Origin of the sequence: Microcoleus sp. Pol11C2 (assembly GCF_036701505.1) — a bacterium.
Lineage (GTDB): Bacteria > Cyanobacteriota > Cyanobacteriia > Cyanobacteriales > Microcoleaceae > Microcoleus.
In genome coordinates, this window is sequence record NZ_JAUBQX010000014.1 from 1 (window position 1) to 24,712 (window position 24,712).

At 46.2% G+C, this 24,712-nt stretch carries 21 protein-coding genes; 15 read left to right on the forward strand and 6 right to left on the reverse strand.

The genetic code is table 11. From position 1 onward, the window contains the following. The coding region (locus QUA42_RS10760) for a winged helix-turn-helix domain-containing protein (RefSeq protein ID WP_333137285.1) at nucleotides 1-484 on the reverse strand (484 nt) is incomplete at its 3' end. 423 nt (nucleotides 485-907) lie between these two features. Here QUA42_RS10760 and QUA42_RS10765 point away from each other — a divergent pair. The 4 genes from QUA42_RS10765 to QUA42_RS10780 all read left to right on the forward strand — a co-directional run bounded on the left by QUA42_RS10765 (nucleotide 908) and on the right by QUA42_RS10780 (nucleotide 5,113). Further along, nucleotides 908-1,792, forward strand: a complete 885-nt coding sequence (locus QUA42_RS10765) for an inositol monophosphatase family protein (RefSeq protein ID WP_333137286.1) — start codon at nucleotides 908-910, stop codon at nucleotides 1,790-1,792. Between the two features lie 161 nt (nucleotides 1,793-1,953). Further along, on the forward strand, nucleotides 1,954-2,634 hold the full coding sequence (locus QUA42_RS10770; RefSeq protein ID WP_332985141.1) for a Crp/Fnr family transcriptional regulator: 681 nt from the start codon (nucleotides 1,954-1,956) through the stop codon (nucleotides 2,632-2,634). Continuing rightward, the gene (locus QUA42_RS10775; protein WP_333137287.1) at nucleotides 2,631-4,532 is read left to right on the forward strand and encodes a M61 family metallopeptidase; all 1,902 of its coding nucleotides are present in this window, start codon (nucleotides 2,631-2,633) and stop codon (nucleotides 4,530-4,532) included. The genes QUA42_RS10770 and QUA42_RS10775 overlap by 4 nt, the downstream gene beginning before the upstream one ends. 107 nt (nucleotides 4,533-4,639) lie before the next feature. Beyond that, entirely contained in the window at nucleotides 4,640-5,113 is a 474-nt protein-coding gene (locus QUA42_RS10780) for a TerB family tellurite resistance protein (protein ID WP_333137288.1), read from the forward strand. A 527-nt stretch (nucleotides 5,114-5,640) separates the two neighbouring features. Here the strand turns inward: QUA42_RS10780 and QUA42_RS10785 are convergent. Further along, a complete protein-coding gene (locus tag QUA42_RS10785) occupies nucleotides 5,641-6,171 on the reverse strand; it encodes a peptidoglycan-binding protein (RefSeq protein ID WP_333137289.1) in 531 nt (176 codons plus the stop codon). A 269-nt stretch (nucleotides 6,172-6,440) separates the two neighbouring features. Further along, on the reverse strand, nucleotides 6,441-8,093 hold the full coding sequence (locus QUA42_RS10790; protein ID WP_333137290.1) for an NAD(P)H-hydrate dehydratase: 1,653 nt from the start codon (nucleotides 8,091-8,093) through the stop codon (nucleotides 6,441-6,443). Between the two features lie 114 nt (nucleotides 8,094-8,207). Between QUA42_RS10790 and mnmA the strand changes: the two genes are divergently transcribed. Further along, entirely contained in the window at nucleotides 8,208-9,299 is a 1,092-nt protein-coding gene (gene mnmA / locus QUA42_RS10795; RefSeq protein ID WP_333137291.1) for a tRNA 2-thiouridine(34) synthase MnmA, read from the forward strand. Nucleotides 9,300-9,485: 186 nt separating this feature from the next. On the opposite strand, the gene QUA42_RS10800 is transcribed toward mnmA, so the two are convergent. Continuing rightward, nucleotides 9,486-10,070, reverse strand: coding sequence for a hypothetical protein (locus tag QUA42_RS10800; protein WP_333137292.1), 585 nt, complete (start codon nucleotides 10,068-10,070; stop codon nucleotides 9,486-9,488). 535 nt (nucleotides 10,071-10,605) lie between these two features. On the opposite strand from QUA42_RS10800, the gene QUA42_RS10805 reads away from it, so the two are divergent. The 10 genes from QUA42_RS10805 (at nucleotide 10,606) to QUA42_RS10850 (ending at nucleotide 23,484) form a co-directional block, all read left to right on the forward strand. Further along, nucleotides 10,606-10,884: a hypothetical protein gene (locus tag QUA42_RS10805; RefSeq protein WP_333137293.1), complete on the forward strand. Its 279-nt coding sequence runs from the start codon at nucleotides 10,606-10,608 to the stop codon at nucleotides 10,882-10,884. 66 nt (nucleotides 10,885-10,950) lie between these two features. Continuing rightward, nucleotides 10,951-12,579, forward strand: coding sequence for a PP2C family protein-serine/threonine phosphatase (locus tag QUA42_RS10810; RefSeq protein ID WP_333137294.1), 1,629 nt, complete (start codon nucleotides 10,951-10,953; stop codon nucleotides 12,577-12,579). Nucleotides 12,580-12,656: 77 nt separating this feature from the next. Continuing rightward, on the forward strand, nucleotides 12,657-13,235 hold the full coding sequence (locus tag QUA42_RS10815) for a DUF6272 family protein (protein WP_333137295.1): 579 nt from the start codon (nucleotides 12,657-12,659) through the stop codon (nucleotides 13,233-13,235). 46 nt (nucleotides 13,236-13,281) lie between these two features. After that, nucleotides 13,282-13,626, forward strand: a complete 345-nt coding sequence (locus tag QUA42_RS10820; RefSeq protein WP_333037814.1) for a slr1659 superfamily regulator — start codon at nucleotides 13,282-13,284, stop codon at nucleotides 13,624-13,626. 70 nt (nucleotides 13,627-13,696) lie between these two features. After that, nucleotides 13,697-15,172 (forward strand): adenylate/guanylate cyclase domain-containing protein, encoded by a 1,476-nt coding sequence (locus QUA42_RS10825; RefSeq protein ID WP_333137296.1) that lies wholly within the window; start codon nucleotides 13,697-13,699, stop codon nucleotides 15,170-15,172. 607 nt (nucleotides 15,173-15,779) lie between these two features. Further along, the gene (locus tag QUA42_RS10830; protein WP_333137297.1) at nucleotides 15,780-15,914 is read left to right on the forward strand and encodes a helix-turn-helix transcriptional regulator; all 135 of its coding nucleotides are present in this window, start codon (nucleotides 15,780-15,782) and stop codon (nucleotides 15,912-15,914) included. A gap of 98 nt (nucleotides 15,915-16,012) precedes the next feature. Next, nucleotides 16,013-20,848 carry a PAS domain S-box protein gene (locus QUA42_RS10835; protein ID WP_333137298.1) on the forward strand — a complete coding sequence of 1,612 codons (4,836 nt, stop codon included), beginning with the start codon at nucleotides 16,013-16,015 and terminating at the stop codon, nucleotides 20,846-20,848. Further along, nucleotides 20,823-20,954 carry a hypothetical protein gene (locus QUA42_RS10840; protein WP_333137299.1) on the forward strand — a complete coding sequence of 44 codons (132 nt, stop codon included), beginning with the start codon at nucleotides 20,823-20,825 and terminating at the stop codon, nucleotides 20,952-20,954. The genes QUA42_RS10835 and QUA42_RS10840 overlap by 26 nt, the downstream gene beginning before the upstream one ends. A gap of 59 nt (nucleotides 20,955-21,013) precedes the next feature. Continuing rightward, on the forward strand, nucleotides 21,014-22,663 hold the full coding sequence (locus QUA42_RS10845; protein ID WP_333137300.1) for an ABC transporter substrate-binding protein: 1,650 nt from the start codon (nucleotides 21,014-21,016) through the stop codon (nucleotides 22,661-22,663). Between the two features lie 161 nt (nucleotides 22,664-22,824). Next, nucleotides 22,825-23,484: a pentapeptide repeat-containing protein gene (locus QUA42_RS10850; protein ID WP_333137301.1), complete on the forward strand. Its 660-nt coding sequence runs from the start codon at nucleotides 22,825-22,827 to the stop codon at nucleotides 23,482-23,484. A gap of 191 nt (nucleotides 23,485-23,675) precedes the next feature. On the opposite strand, the gene QUA42_RS10855 is transcribed toward QUA42_RS10850, so the two are convergent. Together QUA42_RS10855 and QUA42_RS10860 are read right to left on the reverse strand one after the other, a co-directional pair. After that, nucleotides 23,676-24,056: a cupin domain-containing protein gene (locus tag QUA42_RS10855; protein ID WP_333165736.1), complete on the reverse strand. Its 381-nt coding sequence runs from the start codon at nucleotides 24,054-24,056 to the stop codon at nucleotides 23,676-23,678. A 153-nt stretch (nucleotides 24,057-24,209) separates the two neighbouring features. Beyond that, nucleotides 24,210-24,479 (reverse strand): hypothetical protein, encoded by a 270-nt coding sequence (locus QUA42_RS10860; RefSeq protein WP_333137302.1) that lies wholly within the window; start codon nucleotides 24,477-24,479, stop codon nucleotides 24,210-24,212. Nucleotides 24,480-24,712: the final 233 nt, after the last annotated feature.

The window sequence follows — 24,712 nt, forward strand, 5'->3', positions numbered from 1 at the left end:
CTTGGTGCTTTTTTTTGACGAGTTCTTCATCACCTTTTGGATTCTTTTTTTGAGATTTTTTCCAGCTAATTCCCGCAGATTTAAAAAGTTGGTAGTAGCTAGTTTTTGATTGAAATTCAATCTGATATCGCTCGGCTATATAATTTGATAATTCGGATAAATCCCACTGGTTTTTATTGGTTAACCATTGGATAACTTCCGCTCGTTCTTCTGGCTTAAGTTGTCCCTGCGAGCCTTGATGATTTAAGAGCAATCCTTCAATTCCATGCAAGGCATAATTGATTTTCCACTTGCTAATAAATGGAGAGGATACTCCCAAAATATTTTGAATAGTTTCGCGGCAGATACCTTCAATTAGCATCCGGACGGCCAAGGCTCTTTTTAACTCTCTGGGGTCGGGATTACTGGCAATAAAATTTTCGAGTTCTAATAAGGCTTCGACTTCATCCTCTCCGATTTGTTCTGACGATTTCTTTTGAGTCATTTCAACTCCTACTTAGATTCACATACCTCATAATACAGGATTTATGATTTACAAACCATTTGCGATCGCTATATCCTCTGCTGTTGAAGGTGCTAGTGCGAGCTGTCACGGGATTTTAGATTTTAGACTTTAGATTTTAAAACAGATAATTCTAGTAAGCTAAGGCGCATCTAAATTTTATAGTCAAGTTTGATGAAATTATTGTGGGGTGTCTCGCCCGCCCCAAAAATAAAATTTAGATACCGGACACCTTAGTATCTGCTTAGTGTCTAAAATTTTTTTGAATTCGACAAATCCTGTCTGGGGCTTGTAGAGCAACGGCCCAGATGGTTAAGAAACCGGGTTTATCGGCACCTGCGCGCAAATCCTGTACGAATCAAAAACAGTGACTCGCGCCGATCAATTCCAAGGACTTAAGCTTTTATGCTGAAGTTAGCTAAAGAATTTATGTTTAACCTCATGTATATTTCTCCAGAGCAAGACCAAAAAATTCGCTACACGCTGCGCGAGTGCGGTCAAGAAGCTTACAAGCTAGCAGCAGAACCTTTTGAAGTTTCCGAGAAAGGGCCCAACGACTACGTGACGAGTATCGATCAATACCTAGACCGACAACTATCGGCAGCATTTAGCGCTTTGTTTCCCGAAGACGGCAGGATCACCGAGGAAAACACCGCCTCCAGAGCAGCTTACGGGGCAAATTACCAACGCCTCTGGTGCATCGATCCCCTCGACGGGACTGAAGAGTTTATTCGGGGAAAACTGCACTACGCTTCGATGGTGGGGCTGCTGCTTGAAGGGGAACCGGTGGCCGGCTGGCTCAACGCCCCGGCTTTTGACCAAATGTATTTTGGCGGCAAAGATTGGGGATTGTTCCAAAGTGTGGGAACCCAAGCGCCGCAGCCGATCGCCCTGTGCAAACCCCCGGCCCCGACAGCGCAAAATTGTAAAATTGTTCTCGGAGATAAAGACCAGAAAAACTACGCCCAGGCGATCGCCCAAAGCATCCCCGGAGCAGAATTTTACTCGCTGGGCAGCTTTGGCTTAAAAGTGATGGAAGTTATCTTCGGTCGAGCTGGTTTGTACCTGTATCTCAACGGCAGAGTTAAAGTGTGGGATACCGCCGGCCCTCTGGCTCTAGCAAAAGCAGCCGGATTGGTTTGTTGCGACTTGCAAGGTCAACCGCTGAGGTGGACTAAAGATGCGATCGAGCCGGAGACTCTGGCCCACACGCAGTCAATCGCGATCGGCTGGCCGGAATACATAGAACCTCTGTTGGGTAAAGTTCAACAGGCAGTGGCAGGCTTGTAAACCCGTTTAAGATTAAAGAATCTGCCAATTATTACGTGAACCGGGCCTGTGCACCCTTATCATCAATTAAAGGAGCAACGGATTGTTTGTGTTCCCAAACGTCGATCGTTCCCTAGCTGTTGGGTGTCGCCTAATCATATTTCCCACCTCCGCGAGTTTGCATGAAGACAGAAGCTTTCAGTGAGCTATTCCCTCTATTTAAGGGTGCTAACCCAGAAACCTTGGGAGGGCTGCTATCAAATGCCGTCAAGCATGAGTATCCCCCGGGCCGAGCTGTGGTGATGGAGGATTCTTGGGGCAACGCGATTTACTTTGTCGTGTCTGGCTGGGTAAAAGTCCGCCGCTTGTCAAACGATCGAGCTGTATCAATGGCTATTTTAGGACGGGGTGCCTTCTTCGGCGAAATGGCCATTCTGGACGAATCTCCCCGATCGAATGACGTACTTGCTCTATCGCCCGTGCGACTTCTCAGCGTCACAGCTCAGCGATTTATCCAAACCCTGTTTAAAGACCCGCAATTGCACCACCGGATGCTGCAACTGATGGTACGGCGGCTGCGCCAAACCAATCTCCGCTATCAACTCCGCAACCGCCAGCCAGCGGTTAAACTAGCAAATACTTTAGTCGAGCTGGCAGAAAACTACGGTCAGAAAACTGCTGAGGGCAAAGATATCTTCAATATTCCTTATGAAGACTTAGCTGATGTCACAGATATCACCCTAGATGAAACCAGCAAAATTATGGAAAAACTCGATAGTAAAGGTTGGATCAATATCGATCCAGACCGCCAAACTATCCATTTGATCAACCTCAAGCACTTGATTAATTTGGCAAGTCAATGACTGATGTTACTTGTTTGGATACTTCGTCCGCTGCCGGCAACAGTCAGGGGCAACTAACTGCACCGACAATTCAATATTCGGTGGCGATGCCCAATCCTGAATCCCACCTCTTTGAAGTGACTTTGCGCGTGCAAGGTTGGTCGGAGCCGGTTCTGGATTTAAAAATGCCTGTCTGGACTCCCGGTTCTTATTTGGTTCGAGAGTACGCCCGCCACCTGCAAGATTTTAGATCCCAGGCGGGCGAGCGAGCTTTACCTTGGCACAAAAAAAGCAAAAATCACTGGCAAATCGAGACCGATTCGGTGTCAGATATCACGGTTTGCTACCGCATTTTTGCCAACGAACTGACAGTGCGAACCAATCATTTAGACTCGACTCACGGTTATTTCAATCCGGCGGCTTTGTGCTTTTTCTTGCCCGGTTTTGAGAGCAACTGCTACACCGTAACCGTTGTGCCGCCGCAGCCCGAATGGCGCACCGTTACTACTTTGCCACCTGTTTCTGGTCAAAATCTTACTTTCGCTGCTGCGGATTTTGACACTCTGGTAGACAGTCCTTTTGAGATTGGCTATCACGAAGTGTACGAGTTTGAAGTGATGGGAAAAGCCCACCAGCTAGTTGTTTGGGGAAAAGGCAATTTAGAACCAGAGCGCACGATTCGAGACATCCAAAAAGTGATCGAAGTCGAGGCAAAAATGTTCGGCGGTTTGCCTTACGAACGCTATGTGTTTTTCCTGCATTTGTCCGGCTCTGGTTTTGGCGGTTTGGAACACAAGGAGAGCTGCACTCTCAACTATCCGCGTTTTGGTTTTCGGGCTAAGGAAAAGTATGAACGCTTTATTCAGTTGGTAGCTCACGAGTTTTTTCACCTGTGGAATGTAAAGCGCATTCGACCGAAAGCTCTCGAAGTATTTGACTACGAAAAAGAAAATTACACTCCTTCTTTATGGTTCTCTGAAGGCACTACCAGTTATTACGATTTGGTGATTCCTTTTCGAGCGGGTCTCTACAGCGTGAAAGGTTTTTTCCAAGGTATGGCTAAGGAAATTACTCGCTTGCAGACGACTCCGGGGCGGAACGTGCAGCCTCTGAGCGAGTCGAGCTGGGATGCTTGGATTAAACTTTATCGCCGGGATGCTAACAGCGATAATTCGCAGATTTCCTATTATTTGAAAGGGGAAGTTGTTTCGTTTTTGCTCGATTTGTTGATTCGAGCTAGACACGGCAATGAGCGATCGCTCGACGATGTGATGCGTTTGATGTGGCAGCAGTTTGGCAATGCTAACTCGACTGAAAACGGCGATTTTGACCTGAAGTCGGGAACAGACGGCAAATCGGCGCATTTAACCTCAAACGGACACTTAAATGCTCCTTCCCTGCCAGCAGAAATAGGCTTTACTCCCGAAGATTTGCAAAGTGCGATCGAGTCCGTCGCCGGCATCGATTTGAGCGACTTTTTCGCGCGCTATATTGACGGCACAGAAGAGTTGCCTTACAACAAGTATCTGGAACCTTTCGGGCTGGAACTCATCGCAGGTGAAATTGACCAAACGCCTCGCATCGGTTGGACTTTGGGAGGGGAAAACGGGCGGGAAATGGTTAAATTTGTCGAAGTAGGATCTCCGGCACAATTGGCTGGAATTGATGCTGGGGACGAGTTGCTGGCGATCGAAGGTTTTCGGGTAAATTCAGAACAAGCGGGTGAGAGGCTAAAAGATTATCAGCCGGGGGACACAATAGAGGTGACGGTTTTTCATCAAGACGAACTGCGGACTTGTCGTGTTACTCTCGCGCCACCCCGCCCTGCCCGCTACTCGATCGTGCCGGTGGAACAGCCCACCGCTATTCAGAAACAAAACTTTACTGGATGGCTGGGAGTTCCTCTATCGAAATTGTGACATAAATGAAGGGGAACGGGAAAGAAAAGACAAGAAGGAATCAGGCTCAATTCCTAATTCCCAATTCCCAATTACCAATTTCCAATTCCCAATTACCCATTTTGATTATGCAAACCCCACCTCCTCCATCAATTACGCCCCGCCAGATGAATCTGCTGAGAATTGTTGCCTCGATGGCTTGGGCTGACGGCGAACTCGCGACAGAAGAAGTTAATTTAATGCTCGATCGCTTTTGCGGTTTGTTTGCCCCTGATACCGACGGACAACAAATGCAACAAGAACTGCGGGATTACATCATGCAAAATATCCCCCTTGACGAGTTGATCAGCCAACTAGAAACTCAAGATGAAAGGGAATTAGTCCTGCAACTCGGGTATGAAGTGATTTCATCTAGTTCTCGCACTCCCGATGAACCAAAAATTAATGCTGAAGAAGCCGCAGCTTATCAAAAATTAGTGCAGTTGCTGAATCTTTCAGAGGATGTGGTCAAGCGTATTGAAGCTGAATCATCGGCGGCAGATACTTCAGAGGGAATTATAGAGAAGATGGCTCACAAATTAGAAAAGTTCATCAAAGGCTAGTTCGGGACTTGCGCGCGCTTGGCTTAAAAACCCGGTTGATTGCTAGATTTCTCGTTACTCAACCTGGAATTTTTCGTATAAACCGGGAATAAGCCCCCCATGCCTAAGTCTTGTTAGGTAAGTATCGGAATAATAATAATTTTGTGATTGCAACTATTTACAACTAAATCAAAAGGGAGATAAACCGGATTGTGACCAAAAATTTCTTGATGGTACAAGTCCCCGGATTGCTCTGTGGAATTAATCCAAAATCTAAAATCCTCAAGCCCCCTAATTTATCCGTAGGGTCAATCCAAAATCTAAAATTTAAAATCTAAAATCGAATGACTCCCAATTTCCTAGGATATACTAACAAAAAAACATAGGAAATTTAAGAATATTTTTAATCGCCGGGAACGGTAACAGAATTTGCGCCCCTTCCCGCGCGCTGCCTTCCCCTTAACGAGAATTAGGGACTTAGGTAAAGCCTAAATCCCTAATTGAGCTACCGATTTTTGGCGATGACTGAAAGTGAAGCCAACCCGTCATTAGTGCGGTAACTTGCTGAGGGCGTGCCAAGTTCTGTAGCCGACAATTCCATCTTGCGGTAAAGCCTTGCTCAGTTGCAATTGTCGCACGGCTACATCTGTCATCGCCCCGAAGAATCCGTCAATGGAGCCGAAATAGTATCCATTGATTTTCAAGACATTCTGAACAATTTTAACAGCATTACCAGAACTGCCCTTCATGACGATCGGCATATTCACAGGTGCACCAGAGTATAGTGCTTCCCAAGTGGTAGGGCCGACAATCCCATCTTCTTTTAAAAAGACGCGGTGTTGATAGCCTTTGACCGCGTTTTGAACTTGGACGCCAAAAATACCGTCAATCGGCCCGAAATAATAAGCCCAATGATATAGAAGCTGTTGTAGTTCCTTGACAGCTTGACCTGTTGAACCCATTTGTAAAGTGGGTTTGTTTACTCCAGTGGTTTCAGCAAATGTAAGACTTGATTGAGCAGTAGTATCGGCGACGAGAGCCATAGTTTCATTGTTCAAGCTTCTTTCTTCGGTGTACATAATGTGGTTCCTCTCAACATTTAAGTTTTGGTGTTTGATATTTCAGGTATAACTGGTGGAATTTGTGAATGCACAGTCACTTTTTGGAGTGTCACTCATGTGAGTGTCACTCGTTGGAGTTACCCGTGGGTTTGTCGTAAGGAATGCAAGTTGTAATATTTTTATGAGGACTTCCGTCGTCACTACAAACCAAGGGGTAAGGTGCGCGGTGCACACCCTACCAAATACAAAGATGCGCGGTACGCACCCTACCCATTACTGTTGATTGTTTACTCAGCAAATTCTCGCAAGGTTGGAATTAAATACTGTGTCAAAGTAAAGGCATCTACTCCTAATTCCGTCCGTTCTTTGGCAGCCATGATTCCGGCTTGAGCGTGCCACCAAGCTGCTGTTGCTGCAACTGATTGGGGGGGGGATTTGCGGGCGATCGCAGTTGCTAATAGTCCCCCTAACAAGCCGGTGAGAACATCGCCGCTGCCGCCTCTGGCGAGGGCTGGGGTGCTTTCGGGATTGAGATAGGTGATGGTACGTGAAGCGTAGCTATCCGGTAGGGAATCGCCCTCCTCCTTCCAACTTATGCAAACTCTTGCTCCCTTGAGCAATATCGTTGCGCCGCAAAGCTGAGCTGCTGCTTGAGTTGCGGCAATTCGATCCTCGCCTGTTTCGTCGGCTAATTCGGGAAATAAACGCTTGAATTCTCCCGGGTGAGGCGTGATAATTGTCAGTGCTGAGCGTTCGGACAAAATCGGGACTGTGCCGAGTTGAGCGAGGATATTTAAACCGTCAGCATCTAAAACCAGAGGTCGATCGCTCTCCAGTACAGATTCTACAGCTATTGCCGCTTCCAATGTCAGACCTGGCCCTGCCGCGATCGCATCATAAGAACTCAAATCAATTGCTACTGGCAACTCGCTAATTGCACCGCTTTGCGTTTCGGGGCATCCTATAACTAATGCCTCTGGCAACTGACTGCTCAACATCGGTTTAATCGACTCAGGAACAGCAATTGACAGCATTCCGATGCCGCTAGCTCTTGCTCCCAATGCTGCCAAAATTGCTGCTCCGGTGTAGCGGCGGGAACCTGCAATAATTAGTAAGTGACCGTTGGTGTATTTGTGCGAAATTGGCGATCGGGGTAACGGCAAATGCTGAGTTGCCGAGGCTGTTGTAATGCGTTGTATTGCTGGCGTTTCGCCCAATATTGCTGCAATATCTGCTGCGGGAATATCAAAATCAATTAATTCGGAACTGCCGATATATTCTAACGCTCTATCTTGGAGAAAAGCCATTTTCCACAAACCCAAACATAATGTATGTTTGGCCCGAATTGCCGTCCCCAAAACTTCTCCGGTATCTGTATGAATTCCCGATGGAATGTCTATACTTAAAATTGGTATATTTAAGTTATTTATTTCATCAATGGCTGCGGCAGGGGCGTTAATAATTTCTCGTTCTAATCCAAATCCAAATAAACCATCTACAAGCAAATCGCAGTTTTTCAGCGGTTCAATTTTGTCAAGAAATGGAATATTTAAACAACGCGCATAATCAGCGTGATTTTTTGTTAGTTCTTTGAGTTTAGAAAACGGGCAGTAAATAACTACTTGGAACCCTTGAAAGTGCAATTCGCGGGCAACAACCAAAGCATCGCCGCCGTTGTGTCCGGGGCCAACCAATACGCCGATAATTGGCAATTGAGAATTAACAAGATTTTTCCCTTCTTCCCTTTTCCTTCTATCCGTTAAATCCCGTACACTGCCCATTGCCGAACTTCCTTCCACCTTCAAAAGCTGCTGAATGCGTTTAGCTATCAGTCCCGCAACTTTTTCCATTAAAGCTGCGACTGGCATTCCAGCGGCAAAAATTCTCGTTTCTATTTGCCGCATTTGGTCGGCGGTGACAACAAATTTTTGAATAGTCATATTAGTGCTAAAATTTCAGCTAACAGCAGCAGTGGCAAGTTGTAGTATCTTTGTGGTATAATAAATTAGCTCGATCGAACAAAGTAACAGTAAAATAGCAATTTCTCTCCAACCATGAACAAGATTGTTGTAGGCCTCTCCGGCGGGGTCGATAGTTCCGCAGCAGCCGCAATTTTACACCATCAGGGATATGAAGTGGTGGGTTTAACGCTGTGGTTGATGAAGGGCAAAGGTCAGTGCTGCTCTGAGGGAATGGTCGATGCAGCTAAAATTTGCGAAGATTTGGGCGTTCCCCACCACATTGTTGACAGCCGCGAGGTCTTTCAGGCAAGTATTATCGATTATTTGGTAGAGGGTTACAGTGCAGGAGTTACGCCTTTGCCTTGTTCGCAGTGCAATAAAACTGTGAAGTTCGGGCCGATGCTTAAGTATGCTCGCGAAGAACTCGGAATTGAAAAAATCGCTACAGGCCACTACGCTCGGATTACTTACGATGCTGCTACGGGTCGCTATCAGTTGCTGCGGGCGATCGACCCTGCGAAAGATCAGTCTTATTTCTTGTACGATCTAACACAGGATTTGTTGGCGGGTACGGAATTTCCTTTGGGGAAAATTACCAAGACAGAAACTCGCAGAATGGCGGCGGAATTTGGCTTGAAAACTGCTGATAAGCCGGAAAGTCAGGATTTGTGCTTGGTGGAAAGTAACGGTTCGATGCGGGCTTTTCTGGACAAGTACATTGCGCCGCAAAAGGGTGACATTGTGGACAAGTCAGGGCGGGTGCTCGGACAGCATGACGGCGTACACCACTACACCATCGGGCAGCGGAAGGGACTCGGTATTGCTGCACCGGAACCGCTGTACGTGATAGAACTTGATGCTGCTGGCAATCGGGTAATTGTGGGCGATCGACAGTTGGCAGTAGAATCTGAATGTACAGTCCAGAAAGTGAATTGGGTTTCTGTGGCTGCGCCGACGGCTCCGATTCGGGCTCAGGTACAGATTCGATATCGATCGCAACCCGTCCCCGCTACCATTATTCCTGTACCATCCTCCCAAGCAGAGGAAAAAGTCGGGGGTACAAGAGTTAAGTTGATTTTTGACGAACCGCAGTTGAGCATTACCCCCGGACAAGCGGCTGTTTGGTATGACGGAGAAGTGCTGTTGGGCGGCGGCATCATCGAAAGAAACCAACTCCCAGGTTGATTTAAGGGACAGGCGTGCTTACCCCACAAGAAACTTCCCACCAGAAAATTCACTCTTTGTGGAACAGGCCTCTTACCTGTTCCAAGAAGCCCACAAGACACTTCCCACAAGAAAAGTCACACTTTGTGGAACAGGCAAGAGGCCTGTTCCAAAAGGAAACTTATGTTTCATTTCACAGGGGTACATTTACCTAGCTAACTTTTTTTCCAAACGCAAGATATTTCCCCTAGCATTAGTACGGTAAACCCAAGTTTGCCTACCATCAGAAACCACAACCCGCCAACCTTCGACAATCATTTGACCGCAAATTTCATCCGCTTTCGAGAGTCCTAAACAAGTATTCGGCCAACTTTGTTCGCTCGATTCAGTTACTTTCAACTTGTCAGCAGCAATGCCAGTGGAGTCCGACAACTCTCTGCGAACTGCTGCTGCTACGGTGGCGGGCAATTTGTTCGGGGGATTTTTGCGCGTACCCTCGGCAAAATTCCCCGGTTCGGAAATTAGAGTATTGAGTGCCAATACCGAATAACTGATTTTATGGGACACCGCGGCTGAGGAAAATTGCTGCGCGGTTTGCTGCTGTTGCCTTTCCAACTGGGCAAGGGAATCTTTGAGAGCGCCCGCGTTAGCCGCAGCGGTGTGTCTTAGCGCCGGATACATTTCCCATACCAGAATTCCTGTCAGCACCAAAGCCAAGATTACAGGATTGGGCTGCTTTTGGTCTCGGTTTTTATTCTTTGGGGATTTATTTGTGGAGATTCTTTTCATCATACGCCCTCTGCCTCACTTTACACAATGCGCGATCGCTCCTGAACACTCAACTGCAGATACTTACTTAGACACTATTGCTGGTGCTATTGGTTCCTTTGTGCAGAACCGACTTGACTGCTGGTTGCTGGTGCGGCGCAAGTATTTCCTACTTGCTGCCGGCAGTTGTGTTTCAGGAAACTTGCACTACCCAGTTATTGCTTAATTTTTACTTTTTGTCTCAGGGTATTAAGAAAAATTTATGCTTAAGTAAATATTCTTAAAAGCCTCTAATCCTGCCCCCGAATCACAGTACAAATTACTATTCTGCGTTCCAAAACTGCTAAACGTGTTTTAGACTGTGGAAGGCGAACTGAGCCAAGGATATCACAGGGATGGTGCAAAATTTGTTGCAACAGGACGAAAACGCCTTAGAAATTAAATCAGCTATCGCTGATTAATTGTATTAGCATTGTGATTTTCTAGAGCGAGTGTCCCCGAAACTACTTTAGTAGCGATCGCTACTTTTTTAGTATAATCTTATTTAAATGTATCAATTATGAACAGAAAATCCTTGGCTATCCATTTAATTAATCGGCTGAGCTATCCTCAAAAATTTACCTTAATTGGTTTTCTATTTGCAATACCGTTAACCTTGATCAGGTACCTGCTGATTTCCGAAATTAACAGCAGGGTTGATTTTTTCCAAAAAGAAATCTACGGTAATCAATACCTGCGCCCGCTGCGCCAGTTGAGGGAATACATACCGAAACTTCAACTGTTAAATTATCAGAGTTTCAATCCTAATTTAAGCAATTCAGAATCTAGAACCGATTGAGAAGCCAAGATAGACAAGAACTTTTAATCCCTAGCAAATACAGATTGCCAGATAGGAAACATATTAATGTCCAGTGAAAAATTTAATAATTTTTATCAAAATTGGCAAATTTTCAAACTTCGCCGCAGCCAGTGGAGTTTAGAAACTTACGATTTTGGATATCAACGTTTAGCTGCCGAACTTAATAGACTGAGCGCTCGCGTCGGCGATACTTCTAATCTAATTTTAGACCACGATCTAGATACCTATTATTTGATGGATGCTACTTTGCTGAAGATTCCAGAAATCCCAAAAATTCTGTCAGAGATTAGGTTTATTTCTCAAATAAACCGCTTGCGTTCCGATACCACACCTAAAGAAAGATCGAAACAGATTACTTTGGCAGGCAAATTGAGAGAACTTAATCATGATTTAGCTATCAATAAGGAGGTAGGGCTTAGCAATAATTATTACGGGGATCTGAGCCGGAAATCAAGTGAGCATTTGACCAACTTTAAATCGGTATTAGAACACCTAACTGAGCAACTAGATAAACTGATTAATCCCACAGCTTTAGTAGAATATTATGCCTATCTTGATGGGAGCGATCGAGTTCTGAATTCGAGTTTTGAACTGTGGGATGGAACTCTCAATGAATTAGACTTTCTCCTACAAAAACGCATTGATAGTTTTGTTGCCAAGAAACGCATAATTTCTATTGTGGTGTTAACAACCTTAGCCCTAGTTATTTATTTATTGGTAAGTTTTTACCGAACAGTTATGCAAACTGTATTTGTTCTTGACGCATCTGTAAAAAAGATGACAAGCGGCAATCTTGACCACAAAATTATTTTGGATAACAGAGATGAACTCGGGCAACTTGTGGGTGCGTTCAACAAAATTGCCGATGCCTTAGTTGGTGCAAATCAAAAAATTACTGTTCTCAACGATCGCCTAAAAGCTGAAAATATGCGAATGAGCGCAGAAATAGACGTTACTCGCAAGATTCAGCAGATGCTGCTGCCGAAAGACCGAGATCTCAAGGAAGTTATCGGCTTAGGTATTGCGGGATTTATGGAAGCTGCTGAGAAAGTAGGCGGCGACTATTACGACGTACTGCTGCACAAAGGTAGAGTGAAAATTGGCATTGACGATGTGACGGGACACGGATTGGAGAGCGGCGTTTTAATGATTATGGTTCAAACGGAAGTGCGAACTTTGCTCGCCTACAACGAAGCCGCTCCGGTGAGATTTTTAACTGCTATTAACAGTGTAATTTATGATAACGTGCAGCGGATGAAATTCGATAAAAATGCCAGCCTTGCTTTGCTAGACTATCAGCAAGGAATGCTGAAGTTGAGCGGCCAGCACGAAGTAATGATTGTCGTGCGGTGTAACGGTTCTGTCGAGCGGTTTGATACGATGGATTTGGGTTTCCCGATCGGGCTGGATGCAGATATTGCTGAATTTGTTGCTGAAAAAATTGTGCATTTGCATTCAGGAGATGTGGTAGTGCTGTACACTGACGGGATTACGGAAACTAAAAATATGGATAAACTGCTTTATGGTTTAGATAGGTTAATTGAGGTAATAGAGATTAATTGGCAGCGTTCTGCTGCCGAAATCAGGCAGGCTGTAATTAAGGACGTGCGATCCCACATCGGCGAACAAAAAGTTTTTGATGACATCACCTTGCTGGTACTCAAACAAAAATAACTCTTTGGATCTCCCTTCTAAAGTTTAAAATATATTCAGTGATCCCCATCATCCCAAACTTTAGCTCTCACATCGATATGAGTCAAATTTTCGGCGATTTCATCGAGCAGCCCGCTAGCCAAGAATACTTAATAATTGGATTTTCTCCGAGTTCGGTTCCTCTCAAGCAGCGGTGGCGGAACAACGGTTTGTCGGCGGATTTTCTGGCTGACTACCTGACGACTTTTTTTCCGGGCAACCAAGATGATCCCTCGACAATTGAAAGACAAGCTGAAATAAAAAGCGCTGTTAGCTACATTGCAAACGAGTTATTGGAAAATGCCATGAAGTTTAATGATGAAACCTCGGAGTACCCGATCGATATTAAACTGCAATTAGAGAGCGACGGAATGATTTTCTCAGTTGCTAACAGCATCTCTCCCCAATCTGTGGACAAGTTTCAGGCTTACATTCACCAGTTGCTGACCTCCGATCCCAGCGAACTTTACATTCAGCGGTTGGAAAAAAATGCTGCTGACGAAAGCTGTACCAATTCGGGATTGGGTTTGTTGACCATGCTCACAGATTATAGCGCCAAACTTGGCTGGAAATTCCAGACCGTACACAAAGACCCGGAAGTAATTGCGGTGACAACTATGGTGCAATTAACAGTATAAGCAACGCTGGCGCTCGATAATATCTAATGGACTTTTTTTTGTAGCTATGGAAATTAATACAGAAGATTACCGGATCTGTTACGATCCAGCAACGGCAACCGTAAGTTTTATTGGATCTCTAAGGCTGAGCGGTCCTGCGGAGTACGCGCCGATAGCGCAGTTCCTGACGAAGGTTGGCGACTTGGAACCGACGAAAATTACCCTCAATTTGCAGCAGTTAGAATTTTTGAACAGTTCAGGCATCAATATGCTATCGAAGTTTATTATCGAGATCCGCAAAACAGCCCGGGTGCAAATGGCGGTACAAGGCTCTCAAAGCATAGGTTGGCACGGCAAATCTTTGAGGAATTTCCAGCGCCTGATGCCGGGTTTGCAGTTGGAATTTCTATAGATACACGATTACTTTTAGGGTGCGAGCTGTTGAGCAGTTTTTTGTTAGTCGAGGCGCAAATTCTAGAGTTATGCTGGAAGAACAACCATCTAGAGAACAGCTACTTTTAGAGATAGAAAGATTGCGCCAGCAAGTAGAAGACTTGAAGGAGGAAAAAGCGGATCTGGAAATCTTGCTGGAAACTACTGCTGAACATTCCGATACGGTTGAAAGTGAGTTACGCTCTCGCGCATTCGAGGCCGTGCGCGAAGGCGAAATCAAGCTGGCTCAATTTCTAGAAGCGATTCCCATAGGCGTGCTCGTGCTGGATTCTAAAGGCAGACCTTACTACGTAAATCACGCCGGACAGCAATTACTCGGTCAAGGAGTTTTGCCCTTAAAGTCAGTTGAGGATTTGTCAGAAAGTTATCAAATTTATATTGCGGGAACTGACACTATCTACCCTTTCGAGAATTTGCCTATCGTCCGAGCTTTGAGGGGCGAAAACGCGACGGCTGAAAATCTGGAAATTCATCAACCCGACAAGAAAGTTCCCCTTGAGATTTGGGGAACGCCAATTTTTGACGAGGGTGGCAAAATTGCTTTTGCGATCGCAGTTTTTCAAGATGTCACGGAACGCAAAGAAGCTGAAGCCGATCGCCATTTATTTATTAAAAAACTATTTGACCTCAACCAAAACTTAGAAAAATCTCTGGATGCCGAATCAGACTTAACTGATGCCTACGGTAGATTTGTGCCCCACCAATTTCTAAATTTGTTGGGATATGAAAGTATTATAGATGTCCATTTAGGCGACCAAGTGCAGCAGGAAATGTCGGTGCTATTTTCGGATATTCGCGACTTCACGACGCTTTCAGAAACTATGAGCCCCCAAGAAAATTTTAAATTTATCAATGCTTACCTTTCACGAATGGAGCCGGCAATTACTAGCAATAACGGGTTTATTGACAAATACATCGGCGATGCAATTATGGCTTTGTTTAGTGACTTTGCAGATGATGCAGTGAAAGCGGGTATTGCAATGCTAAATATCCTGAATAATTATAACGAATACCGTCAAGGCGTCGGCTACGTCCCGATTCAAATTGGCATTGGCATCAATTCGGGTTCTTTGATGCTGGGGACAGTCGGGGGTATCAGCAGAATGGACAGCACTGTGATTAGCGATGCTGTTAATTTAGCATCTCGCATTGAAGGATTGACCAAAGATTACGGCGTACCTTTGTTAATTTCTCAGCAGACTTTGGAACGGTTGCGAAGTCCGACAGATTATGCTATTAGGATTGTGGATAAAGTACAGGTAAAAGGAAAATCTCAATATGTCGTAGTCTATGAGGTATTTGATGCAGACCCGCCGGAAAGTTTGTCGGCAAAGCTAGCAAATTTGTCTCTATATAATGAAGCTATGTTACTGTGCGATCGCAAGGACTTCCGAGAAGCTGGAAAATTATTTGAAGAGTGTTTGCGAACAAATCCCAGCGATCATGTAGCTCGCATTTACCTGAAACGCTGTCGGGATTGGCGATCGCTCCTCAAAGGAATTTAAAGCAAGTTAGTCGATTTTAAGTTTATTCCACAGATGAATTTGGAACCTTGAAGTTTGGTCTAAAATTTTGAACTGCTTACAACTCCTGTGGGAAAGCAAATATCCGTTGTTGGGCAAAGTCATGAATCATGAGTCATATCAAATCCGGTTACATCCGAATAATATAACTAACAGTCGCCAAGGCTGTTAGGACAGATACTAGAGATAGTCCCTGGTCTTGATAATGTTCAATCCGCTCATGGCAAAACTCTACATTTACGACTTGCTTCACAAAGTCATCCCAGGCCCGAGAGCTTTCTGGGATGAAGAAAACAGAAGCCTATGGCGTGTTTAAAATCAGCCACAACACCATCCAAAAGAGAGCTTTTAGGGCAAGCATAAACCAGAGACTTTCAAGCAAAGCCAAACCGTCCCCGGTAATAGACGCGCGTTTGTAAGCTGAAGCGTTTATATGTTCAACTGGCAACAACTAAAACCTATCTTGAGAGTGATGACTGACTCTGGAATCTGTCAAAGGTGTAAAATATAAACAGCATTATACCTGTTACTTCTGAGGCTTCTCAAAATAGAACGGCTTAGGGCTGAAAAACGAGCGATCGGTAATTTGGTGCGAGAACGGTGGCCAGCGCTGAACCTGTCTCAGAAAAAGTTGGCGGATGAATTAGGGATGGCCTTTCCCCCGATTAATCGTTGGGCAAATGGACACGCTAGGCCTTCTGGCTTGCCACTCAAGCAAATTTAGATATTGCTGGATGAGTTAGGTAATTCGCCAGATGCAACGCTTCGCGAATGGAGTAAGGCGCTGCGAGCAACATATTTTTCGGATAAGGAGTACAAAGGGTGAGTTTAGAGGGAATCAACAGCATTTTCAGAGATATTCGACTACTTCCCTATGGCGTGGCGACCCTCTCCGTGGCTCTGGCACTGGCGCTAACCCGATCGCTTTTACCGTGGATCTACCCAACCACGACGCCCCTGTTTTTCCTCGCGGTGATAGTGAGTACCTGGTATGGCAGTTTCGGGGCTGGGTTGCTGGCAACCATTTTATCCACGCTGGCAATCAACTATTTTTTTATTGAGCCGTTCTATTCCTTACAGATAGTTAATCTAGAGACAATAGTTCGGTTGGGTATGTTTTCGATCGCGGCAGGATTGATCGCTTCACTCAATCTATCGTGGCGCACTGCTATAAAAAACGCGAAAGCAGCCTTGCAAAATTTACAGGAGACAATGGAACTAGAACAACAGGTGCAGGGCGAAGCAGCACAAGCTGCGGTGACTGAGGCAAAAGAACAGCTAGAAACGGTACTTTCTAGCATCAACGATGGGTTTTACATCCTCGATCGCGATTGGCGCTACACCTATGCCAACGATCGCTACTGTGAAATGGTTGGAATGCCGCGGTCAGCGATTCTGGGTCAGAACGTTTGGGAGCTATTTCCCGCTGCCGTTGACACCGATGCTTACGTGCAGTTTCATCGGGCAATGCGCGCACAAACGCCGCTCCAGTTTGATTATCTCTACTCACCTTGGAAAGGTTGGCACAACCATCGAATTTACCCTTCGCCCAGTGGACTGACCGTTGTGCTTGCTGACATTACCGATCGCAAACAGGCGGAACTCCTCCTAATCGAGCAGAAACGACTGCTGGAGTCGATCGCATTCGGACAGCCACTAGACGACTGTCTGGCAGCCGTGTGTGACTCAGTATCCAGGCTGAATCCGGGTACCCGCGCGGGCTTCCTGCTAGCAGATGCTCAGGGGCTGACGTTTAAGAGATCGATTACTCCAGACTTTCCACCGTCTTTTGGTGAAGGACTCCAAGATGCTCCGATTAACGATTTGTGCATTGGAACCTGTGGCGAAGCAGTGTATAGCGGTCAGCCCGTGACCTGCGCCGACATCGCCAACGACGATCGCTGGTCGCAAGCATGGCGAAATTTATGCGTGGCTCATGGCATTCTAGCGTGTCATTCTCAGCCCGTGTTCAGGCACGACAATCTAGCTCTGGGGTCGCTGATGCTTTGCTTTAGCGAGGCGCGGAGGCCGACGGATTGGGAACATAAACTCGCCGAGTTCGGCACCCAAGTTGCCAGCATCGCCTTCGAGCGCGATCGCTCGTTCCAGGCGTTGCGGGAGAGCGAAGAACAGTTCCGACTGGCTTCCGAAGGCGGCAATTTGGGTTTGTGGTATTGGGATATAGAAACAGACACGCTGAGTTTTACGGATAGGGCCAAAGCGATGTTTGGTTTACCCGTCAATACAGCAATGTCGGTGCAGGTGTTTTTAGAAGCCGTGCATCCCGACCATCGCCCATTCGTTCAGACCGTCCTCAGTGAGTTAAAAGCGAATCAACCGCATACTGAAATAGAGTATCGGGCGCTGTGGGCAGATGGCACCGTTCGTTGGATTTTGGCAAAGGGCGATTGCGCCTACAACGCTGAGGGCATCATAATTTCGACGCGGGGCGTATTAATCGACATCAGCGATCGCAAACAAGCCGAAGAAGCGTTGCGTCAAAGCGAAGAGCAGAGTCGGAACATTCTGGAAAGTATTGATGATGGATTCTTTTCCCTGGATGAGAATTGGCGTTTCACATACCTGAATCGGTCAGCGGAAATTCTGCTAGACCGCACTTCGGCCGATCTGATTGGGAAGAATTTGTGGGAAGAATTTCCAGGACTCGGTGGCAGCGAGTTTGAGCGGGTTTATCGGCGCGTGGCCAACGAGCGCGTGGCTTTATCAGTCACGGCGTTTTATCTCGACCACGATCGGTGGTATGACGTTCGCACCTACCCTGCCGTGAACGGGATTACCATTTATTTCCGAAATGTTACCGATCGAAAACTTGCCGAGGAGGTATTGCAACAACGAGAAGCAGAACTTCGTTTAGTCACCAATGCCGTGCCTGCCTTGATCTGCTTTGTAGACTCAGATCAATGCTACCGCTTCCACAATCGAGCATATGAAGAATGGTTTGGACCTCAGGCAAAAGAAATCTACGGCAAGCATCTCCGAGAGGTTTTAGGTGAAACTGGCTATCAAGGGATTCGTCCTTATGTTGAGCAAGTCTTGGCAGGAGAGGAAGTGACCTTTGAAACCCAAATTCCCTACAAAGATGGTGTAACCCGTTATGTCAATGCAACCTATGTTCCCCGCTTCAATAGCCAGGGAAAAGTTGAAGGGTTTGTAGCACTGGTCAACGATATCACCGATCGCAAACAAGCCGAAGCCACACTACGGGAGAGTGAGGCAAGGTTCCGGCTGATGGCAGATGCTGCCCCTGTGCTGATTTGGATGGCTGGGACCGATAAACTCTGTTATTACTTCAACCTCCCGTGGCTAAACTTTACGGGACGGACGATCGAACAAGAAAGCGGCAATGGTTGGGCAGAAGGAGTCCACCCCGACGACCTCGATCGGTGTTTAGACACCTATGTGACTGCCTTTGATGCCCGTCAACCGTTCAAGATGGAATATCGCTTGAAACGCTTTGATGGCATATACCGTTGGGTTATGGATGAAGCTGTTCCTCGCTACGGATTGGAAGGTGAGTTCTTGGGCTACATAGGCTCCTGTGTTGATATTGAAGACCACAAGCAAGCTGAGGAAGCCCTGCGCCAGAGTGAATCCCGCCTCCGTCTGATCTTTGAAAGCGCCAAAGATTATGCCATCTTCACCCTCGACCTTAACGGCATCATTGCCAGTTGGAACTCAGGGGCAGAAAGGTTGTTGGGCTATACCGAGACAGAAGCAATTGGTTGCCCCGCTCGGATGATCTTCACGCCCGAAGATAACGAACAAGGACAACCCGAGCACGAGAGGCAAACGGCTCTACTGCAAGGACGGGCAGAAGACGAACGCTGGCACATCCGCAAAGATGGGAATCGCTTTTGGGCCAGTGGATTGATGATGCCCCTGCTTAACGAAGCGGATTGTCCGCAGGGATTTGTCAAAATCATGCAGGACAAGACCGCACAACGGCAAGCAAGTGAGCGACTGCAATTGCTGTATGAAACTACCCGCGATCTGATGCAGACAGAAAAGCCTCTGGCTTTGATAGACACGCTATTCCGCAAACTTGCTGTGCAACTCGATCTGCACTCTTACTACAACTTCATGGTGGAAGAAAAAGACAACCGCCAGATGCTGCATTTGAGAAACTATGATGGCATCTCTGAAGAAAGGGCGCAGGCGATCGCATGGATCGAATTAGGGGAATATCTCTGTGGACTGGTCGCCCAAACGCAGCAGCAACTTGTCTTGAATCAAGCCGAACTCTCCACTCATCCGAATGCTAAAGCCGCCTATGAAATGGGCATCACGGCTTACGCGGGTCAACCGTTAATCGCTCAAGGGCAGTTATTAGGAACGCTCTCATTTGCCAGCCGGACTCGGACGCACTTTACGCCAGCAGAAATCGATATGCTGGGATCGACCTGTGACCAGATCGCGATCGCTCTGGAACGGGCAAACCTGAACGATTCACTCCAGCAGCAAGCGGAACAGCTAAGACAGGCAAATCGGATCAAGGATGAGTTTTTAGCGGTTCTATCCCATGAATTGCGATCGCCCCTCAATCCCATCCTGGGCTGGTCAAAGCTGCTGCAAACTGGCAAGCTGGATGCGGCGAAAACTGCACAGGCGTTAGCCACGATCGAACGCAACGCCAAGCTGCAAAGTGAACTGATTGAGGATTTGCTCGATGTCTCGAAAATTCTTCAAGGCAAGCTCAGTCTTAATATTCGTCCAGTCGATTTAGCTTTAACTGTGGAATCGGCGATCGAAACCGTCAATTTGGCTTCAGTTGCCAAATCCATTGATATTCGGACTGTGTTAGATCCTCAGGTGGGACAGATTTTGGGGGATTCGGGCCGTTTGCAGCAAGTAATCTGGAATCTTGTTTCCAATGCGGTCAAATTCACCTCAGCCGGAGGGCGGGTTGAGGTGAATTTGACTCGTGTTGGCAATCACGCTCAAATTACGGTGGCAGATACAGGGATTGGCATCGCACCGGAGTTTTTACCCTATGTGTTTGACTACTTCCGGCAAAAAGATGGGGCCACAACCCGCAAGTTTGGGGGCTTGGGATTGGGGCTGGCGATCGTGCGCCATCTAGTGGAACTGCACGGCGGCACCGTGGTCGCAGATAGCCCGGGTGAAGGGCTAGGAGCTACCTTTACTGTAAGACTGCCCCTATCAGGGAAGGTAAAGGGACAAGAAAACTCTCTTGCAGGACTTTCCGAACGATCGACTGCAGATGAACCGTTATCCGGGATGCGGATACTGGTTGTAGATGATGAGCCGGATATGCGAGACTTGATTTCCTTTTTGCTAGAAGATGCAGGTGCAGAGGTACTGACGGTGGCTGTCCCTCAAGAAGCCCTCACAGCGTTGACTAATTTCCAGCCAGATGTCCTGTTGAGCGACATTGGAATGCCGGGGATGGATGGCTATATGCTGTTGCGGCAAGTCCGAACCCTGCCGCCAGAACGGGGTGGGCTGATTCCCGCGATCGCCCTGACTGCCTATGCCGGCGAGTTTAATCAAAAGCAAGCTTTGCAAGCTGGATTTCACCGACATCTGGCAAAGCCGATCGAACCGGATAAATTAATTAAGACGATCGCCGCACTTTTTAGCAAGAACACTCATGAGCCAGCAAGCTATAAAAATTGAGCCGAAGGATCTCAAACCGATCGAACATCACCAAGCTTTTAAGTTGCTGTGGTTAGGCAGCGATATTTGTATTGCAGGAGAATCTACAAATAAATCCGGTTTCTAGTCTAACAGTGCGTAAGTCCTGATAATATAATCAATAATTTGGAGTGTCAAAAAAAGACGATGAGAATTAACAAGCAGCAGCCTAGAATACATATAAAACCTTCAGTGATTAAAGCGATAGCTCTGTTCTTTCTGTGCTGCTTGTTAACTGCAAGTTGCGGACAGGGGCCACGTCGATCGGTGACTGCGAGCGGCGAAAATGCTAATAACCGCGTTACTATTGGCACAACCTTGAAATTGCGGACGATCGACCCTGCGGACGGTTACGAAACCTTATCAGGACAATTGCTGCGAAATTTGGGCGACACTCTCTACACTTACAAGTCTGGAACTACAGAGTTAATCCCCCACTTAGCGACAGCAATGCCAAAAGTTAGCCAAGACGGATTGACATATACAATCCCCTTGCGTCAAGGAGTTATTTTTCACGACGACACACCGTTTAACGCCGCAGCAATGGAATTTTCCTTGCAGCGGTTTATCAAAAATGGTGGCAGTCCGGCTATGTTGTTGAGCGATGCAGTAGAATCGGTAAAAGCCACGGGCGAATACGAATTAACTTTTCAACTCAAAAAGCCTTTTTCTGCTTTTCCTTCCCTGTTGACATTTTCCGGTATGTGTGCTGTTTCTCCGAAAGCGTACGAGATTGGACAGGGTAAATTTAAACCCGATACCTTTGTGGGAACTGGACGTTACAAGCTGGCGAAGTACGGCAGCGATTCTCTCAAGTTTGACGTGTTTGAAAAGTATTGGGGGGAAAAGCCGGTTAATCAAGGAATTGACATTTTGCTGCTTTCTAGTTCGTCAAATTTGTTCAATACTTTTCAGACTGGTGCCGTTGATGTGGCTTATTTGTCTCTGGATGCAGACCAAGTTCAAAGCTTGGACGAGGGAGCAAAAAAAGGGAAATGGCAGGAAATCGCGGGGGAAAGCAGTACGGTTAATTACATAACGCTGAATACCAAGTCTAAGCCGCTGGACAAGTTAGAAGTCAGACAGGCTATCGCAGCAGTGATGGATCGCCCGGTGATTAACGAGCGCGTACTGCGGGGACAAGCACAACCGCTTTACAGTCTGATTCCCACAAACTTCGACGTTCAAAAACCGGTTTTTAAAGAACTCTACGGTGATGCCAACACGACAAAGGCTAAGGAACTTTTGACGAAAGCGGGATACTCGGCCACCAATCCTTTCGTTCTGCCAATTTGGTATGCTTCATCTTCCACAAAACGAGCTTTAGTGGTGAGCATGATGGAGGCGCAAGCTAAACTCAAAATGGACGGGATAATGAAGGTAGAAATTAACAGCGTGGAATCTCCGACTTTGTTTCAAAACATAGAGAAGGGAATTTATCCTGCGGTTTTAGTGGATTGGTCAGCCGACTTTTTTGACGCTGACAATTACATCCACCCGTTTTTAGATTGTGCGACAGGTTCCGAGGCTGAGGGCTGCTCCAAGGGTCAAAGTCAAGGTCAGGGTTCGTTTTATTATAGCGATCGGGTAAATCAACTGATCGACAAGCAACGAAAAGAAGCAAATCCTCAAACCCGTAAAGGCATATTTGCCGAAATTCAAGACATACTGGGTCAAGATGTACCTTTCATCCCTCTTTGGCAGGATAAAGACTATACCTTTGCTCAGAACACAATCACCGGCGTCCGTCTAGAACCGACGCAATCTTTTCCTTTTTGGTTCCTGAAAAAGCAATAATTCGTTACAATAATAGAGGGAAGTTGAAACGTCAATAATTATTGCATATTTTGTACACAATAGGGTGATGATTGTCACAGTTTATCAAAGAGACTGATCACCCAACCCTCTTTAATAATGTGGGATATTATTAAAAGAGAGATATTGCTGAGGGTGGGTATATGAAACTTGGAATTTTAACAACAACAGGGCTGCTGATTGCGATCGGTTGTGCATCCGGAGTAAAGGCAGAAAACGTATCACACGTCAAGCAACTCTTAGAAACTAAAAAATGTAGCCAATGTGACTTGACAGGAGCGCAGCTTGCTGGTATCAATTTGACTGGCGCAGATTTGAGCGGTGCGAATCTGAGTGGTGCAAATTTGAACGGTGCAAATTTGAACGAAGCCAAACTGAATGAAGCAAATCTTAAACAAGCTAAATTGCAAGGTGCGAGTTTAATTGCGGCTAAAATGCACGGAGCTAATTTGGAGGGTGCTGATTTGAGCCGCGCTAATCTGAGTCTGGCGGGTTTAGTGATTGCGAGTTTGAAAAATACCAACCTCACCAGCGCTAATTTAATCGGCGCTAATTTAGAAAGCGCAAACTTGGCGGGTGCAAACCTCAGAAATGCTCGCCAGTCTGTAGCGAATTTAGCTAATATCAGCCTCAGAGGTGGCAGTTTGTCGGGAATAGACGTACAGGGAGTCAACTTGCGGGATGCAAATTTGACCAATGCCAATTTGAACGGTGCAAATTTGAACGGTTCAGACTTGACAGGTGCTAATTTAAAGAATGCCAATATGGCAAATGTAGATTTAGAAAACGCTTCTTTGCCGTAGGACGATCGCCAATTGCTATATCAAATTCTGGTCCTTAACAAACTTAATATAATAAGGTAGGGGCAATTCTGAAATTGCCCCTACAGTTTTAATAGTAGGATTTATCTTGTTTCCGATCGCTGCGTAGGTCATTGTTCGGTGTGCGAAGCTTTTCCCTGGCGTCTGGGATTGCTTTATATTTGGAGCTAGGCTCAATCTTCCTCGTGACTATCTTGGGCGAAGCGGATAATGTCATCATCGCCGAGGTATTCACCATTTTGGATTTCAATCATCACTAGGGGAATAACGCCTGGATTTTCTACGCGGTGAGCAGTATTCATGGGAACATAGGTTGACTGTTTCTGCATGAGAATCGTCTCTTTGTCGTCGCAGATAACTTTAGCGGTACCGGAGACGACAACCCAGTGTTCGCTGCGGTGATAGTGCATTTGGGTGCTGATGTGATGCCCTGGCTTGACTTCAATGCGATTGATCTTATAACGATCGCCCGCGTCTATGACTGTAACTTGACCCCAGTAGCGGGTTTGTGTGCGATCGTCAATTTTTTCGATTGTGTCCACTGTTTCCACCATCCTGTTTATCTCGCCAACGGTGTTTGCAAAAATAGCTGTAGTTCAAAGTATAACAGGGATAGGGTAAGTGCGATCGATTTAAAGATTACTGAATTAATCGCCACTCGCGAGCATCAATAAATTGCGACAAATGGCCCAAATTTGTTGTAGCAATTACCACATCATTGCCTTCACTTGCTCCAATATTGCTTGAGCAGCCAAAATCACATCTCCGTCAAGTGCATTAGGCTCGGTTGTTGGTCTTCCTCTCCTTCTCGAATCAGCCCACAACTGAGCCACTAAAAGCATTACTTCTGTAGTCAAATCACGGTAGGGAAATTGGGATTTAAGTTCATCAAGTCGTCTAATGCCTGCCGCCTTACGTGCACGAATTAATTCGCGCCTCACCTCATAGTCAGTAATTTCAGGCTGAATCTCCCGCAAAAAATCTACAATTTCTTCGCCTATGCGAGTTTCTGGCCCTGAAGTTGCTGTCGCTTGGCTTTCGCTGATTAAAGCTTGCTAAGGCATAATCACTTTTCTCCTTTCTCAGATTTATATGAAGTTCGATTGATTTACGAAAAGGGGAGGGGGGCGGGTCGATCAATATCGTGGACGTGAATTAGAGATGCAGGCGTGAACCCCTACTCCTATTATAAACAAAGGGCGGGCCATAG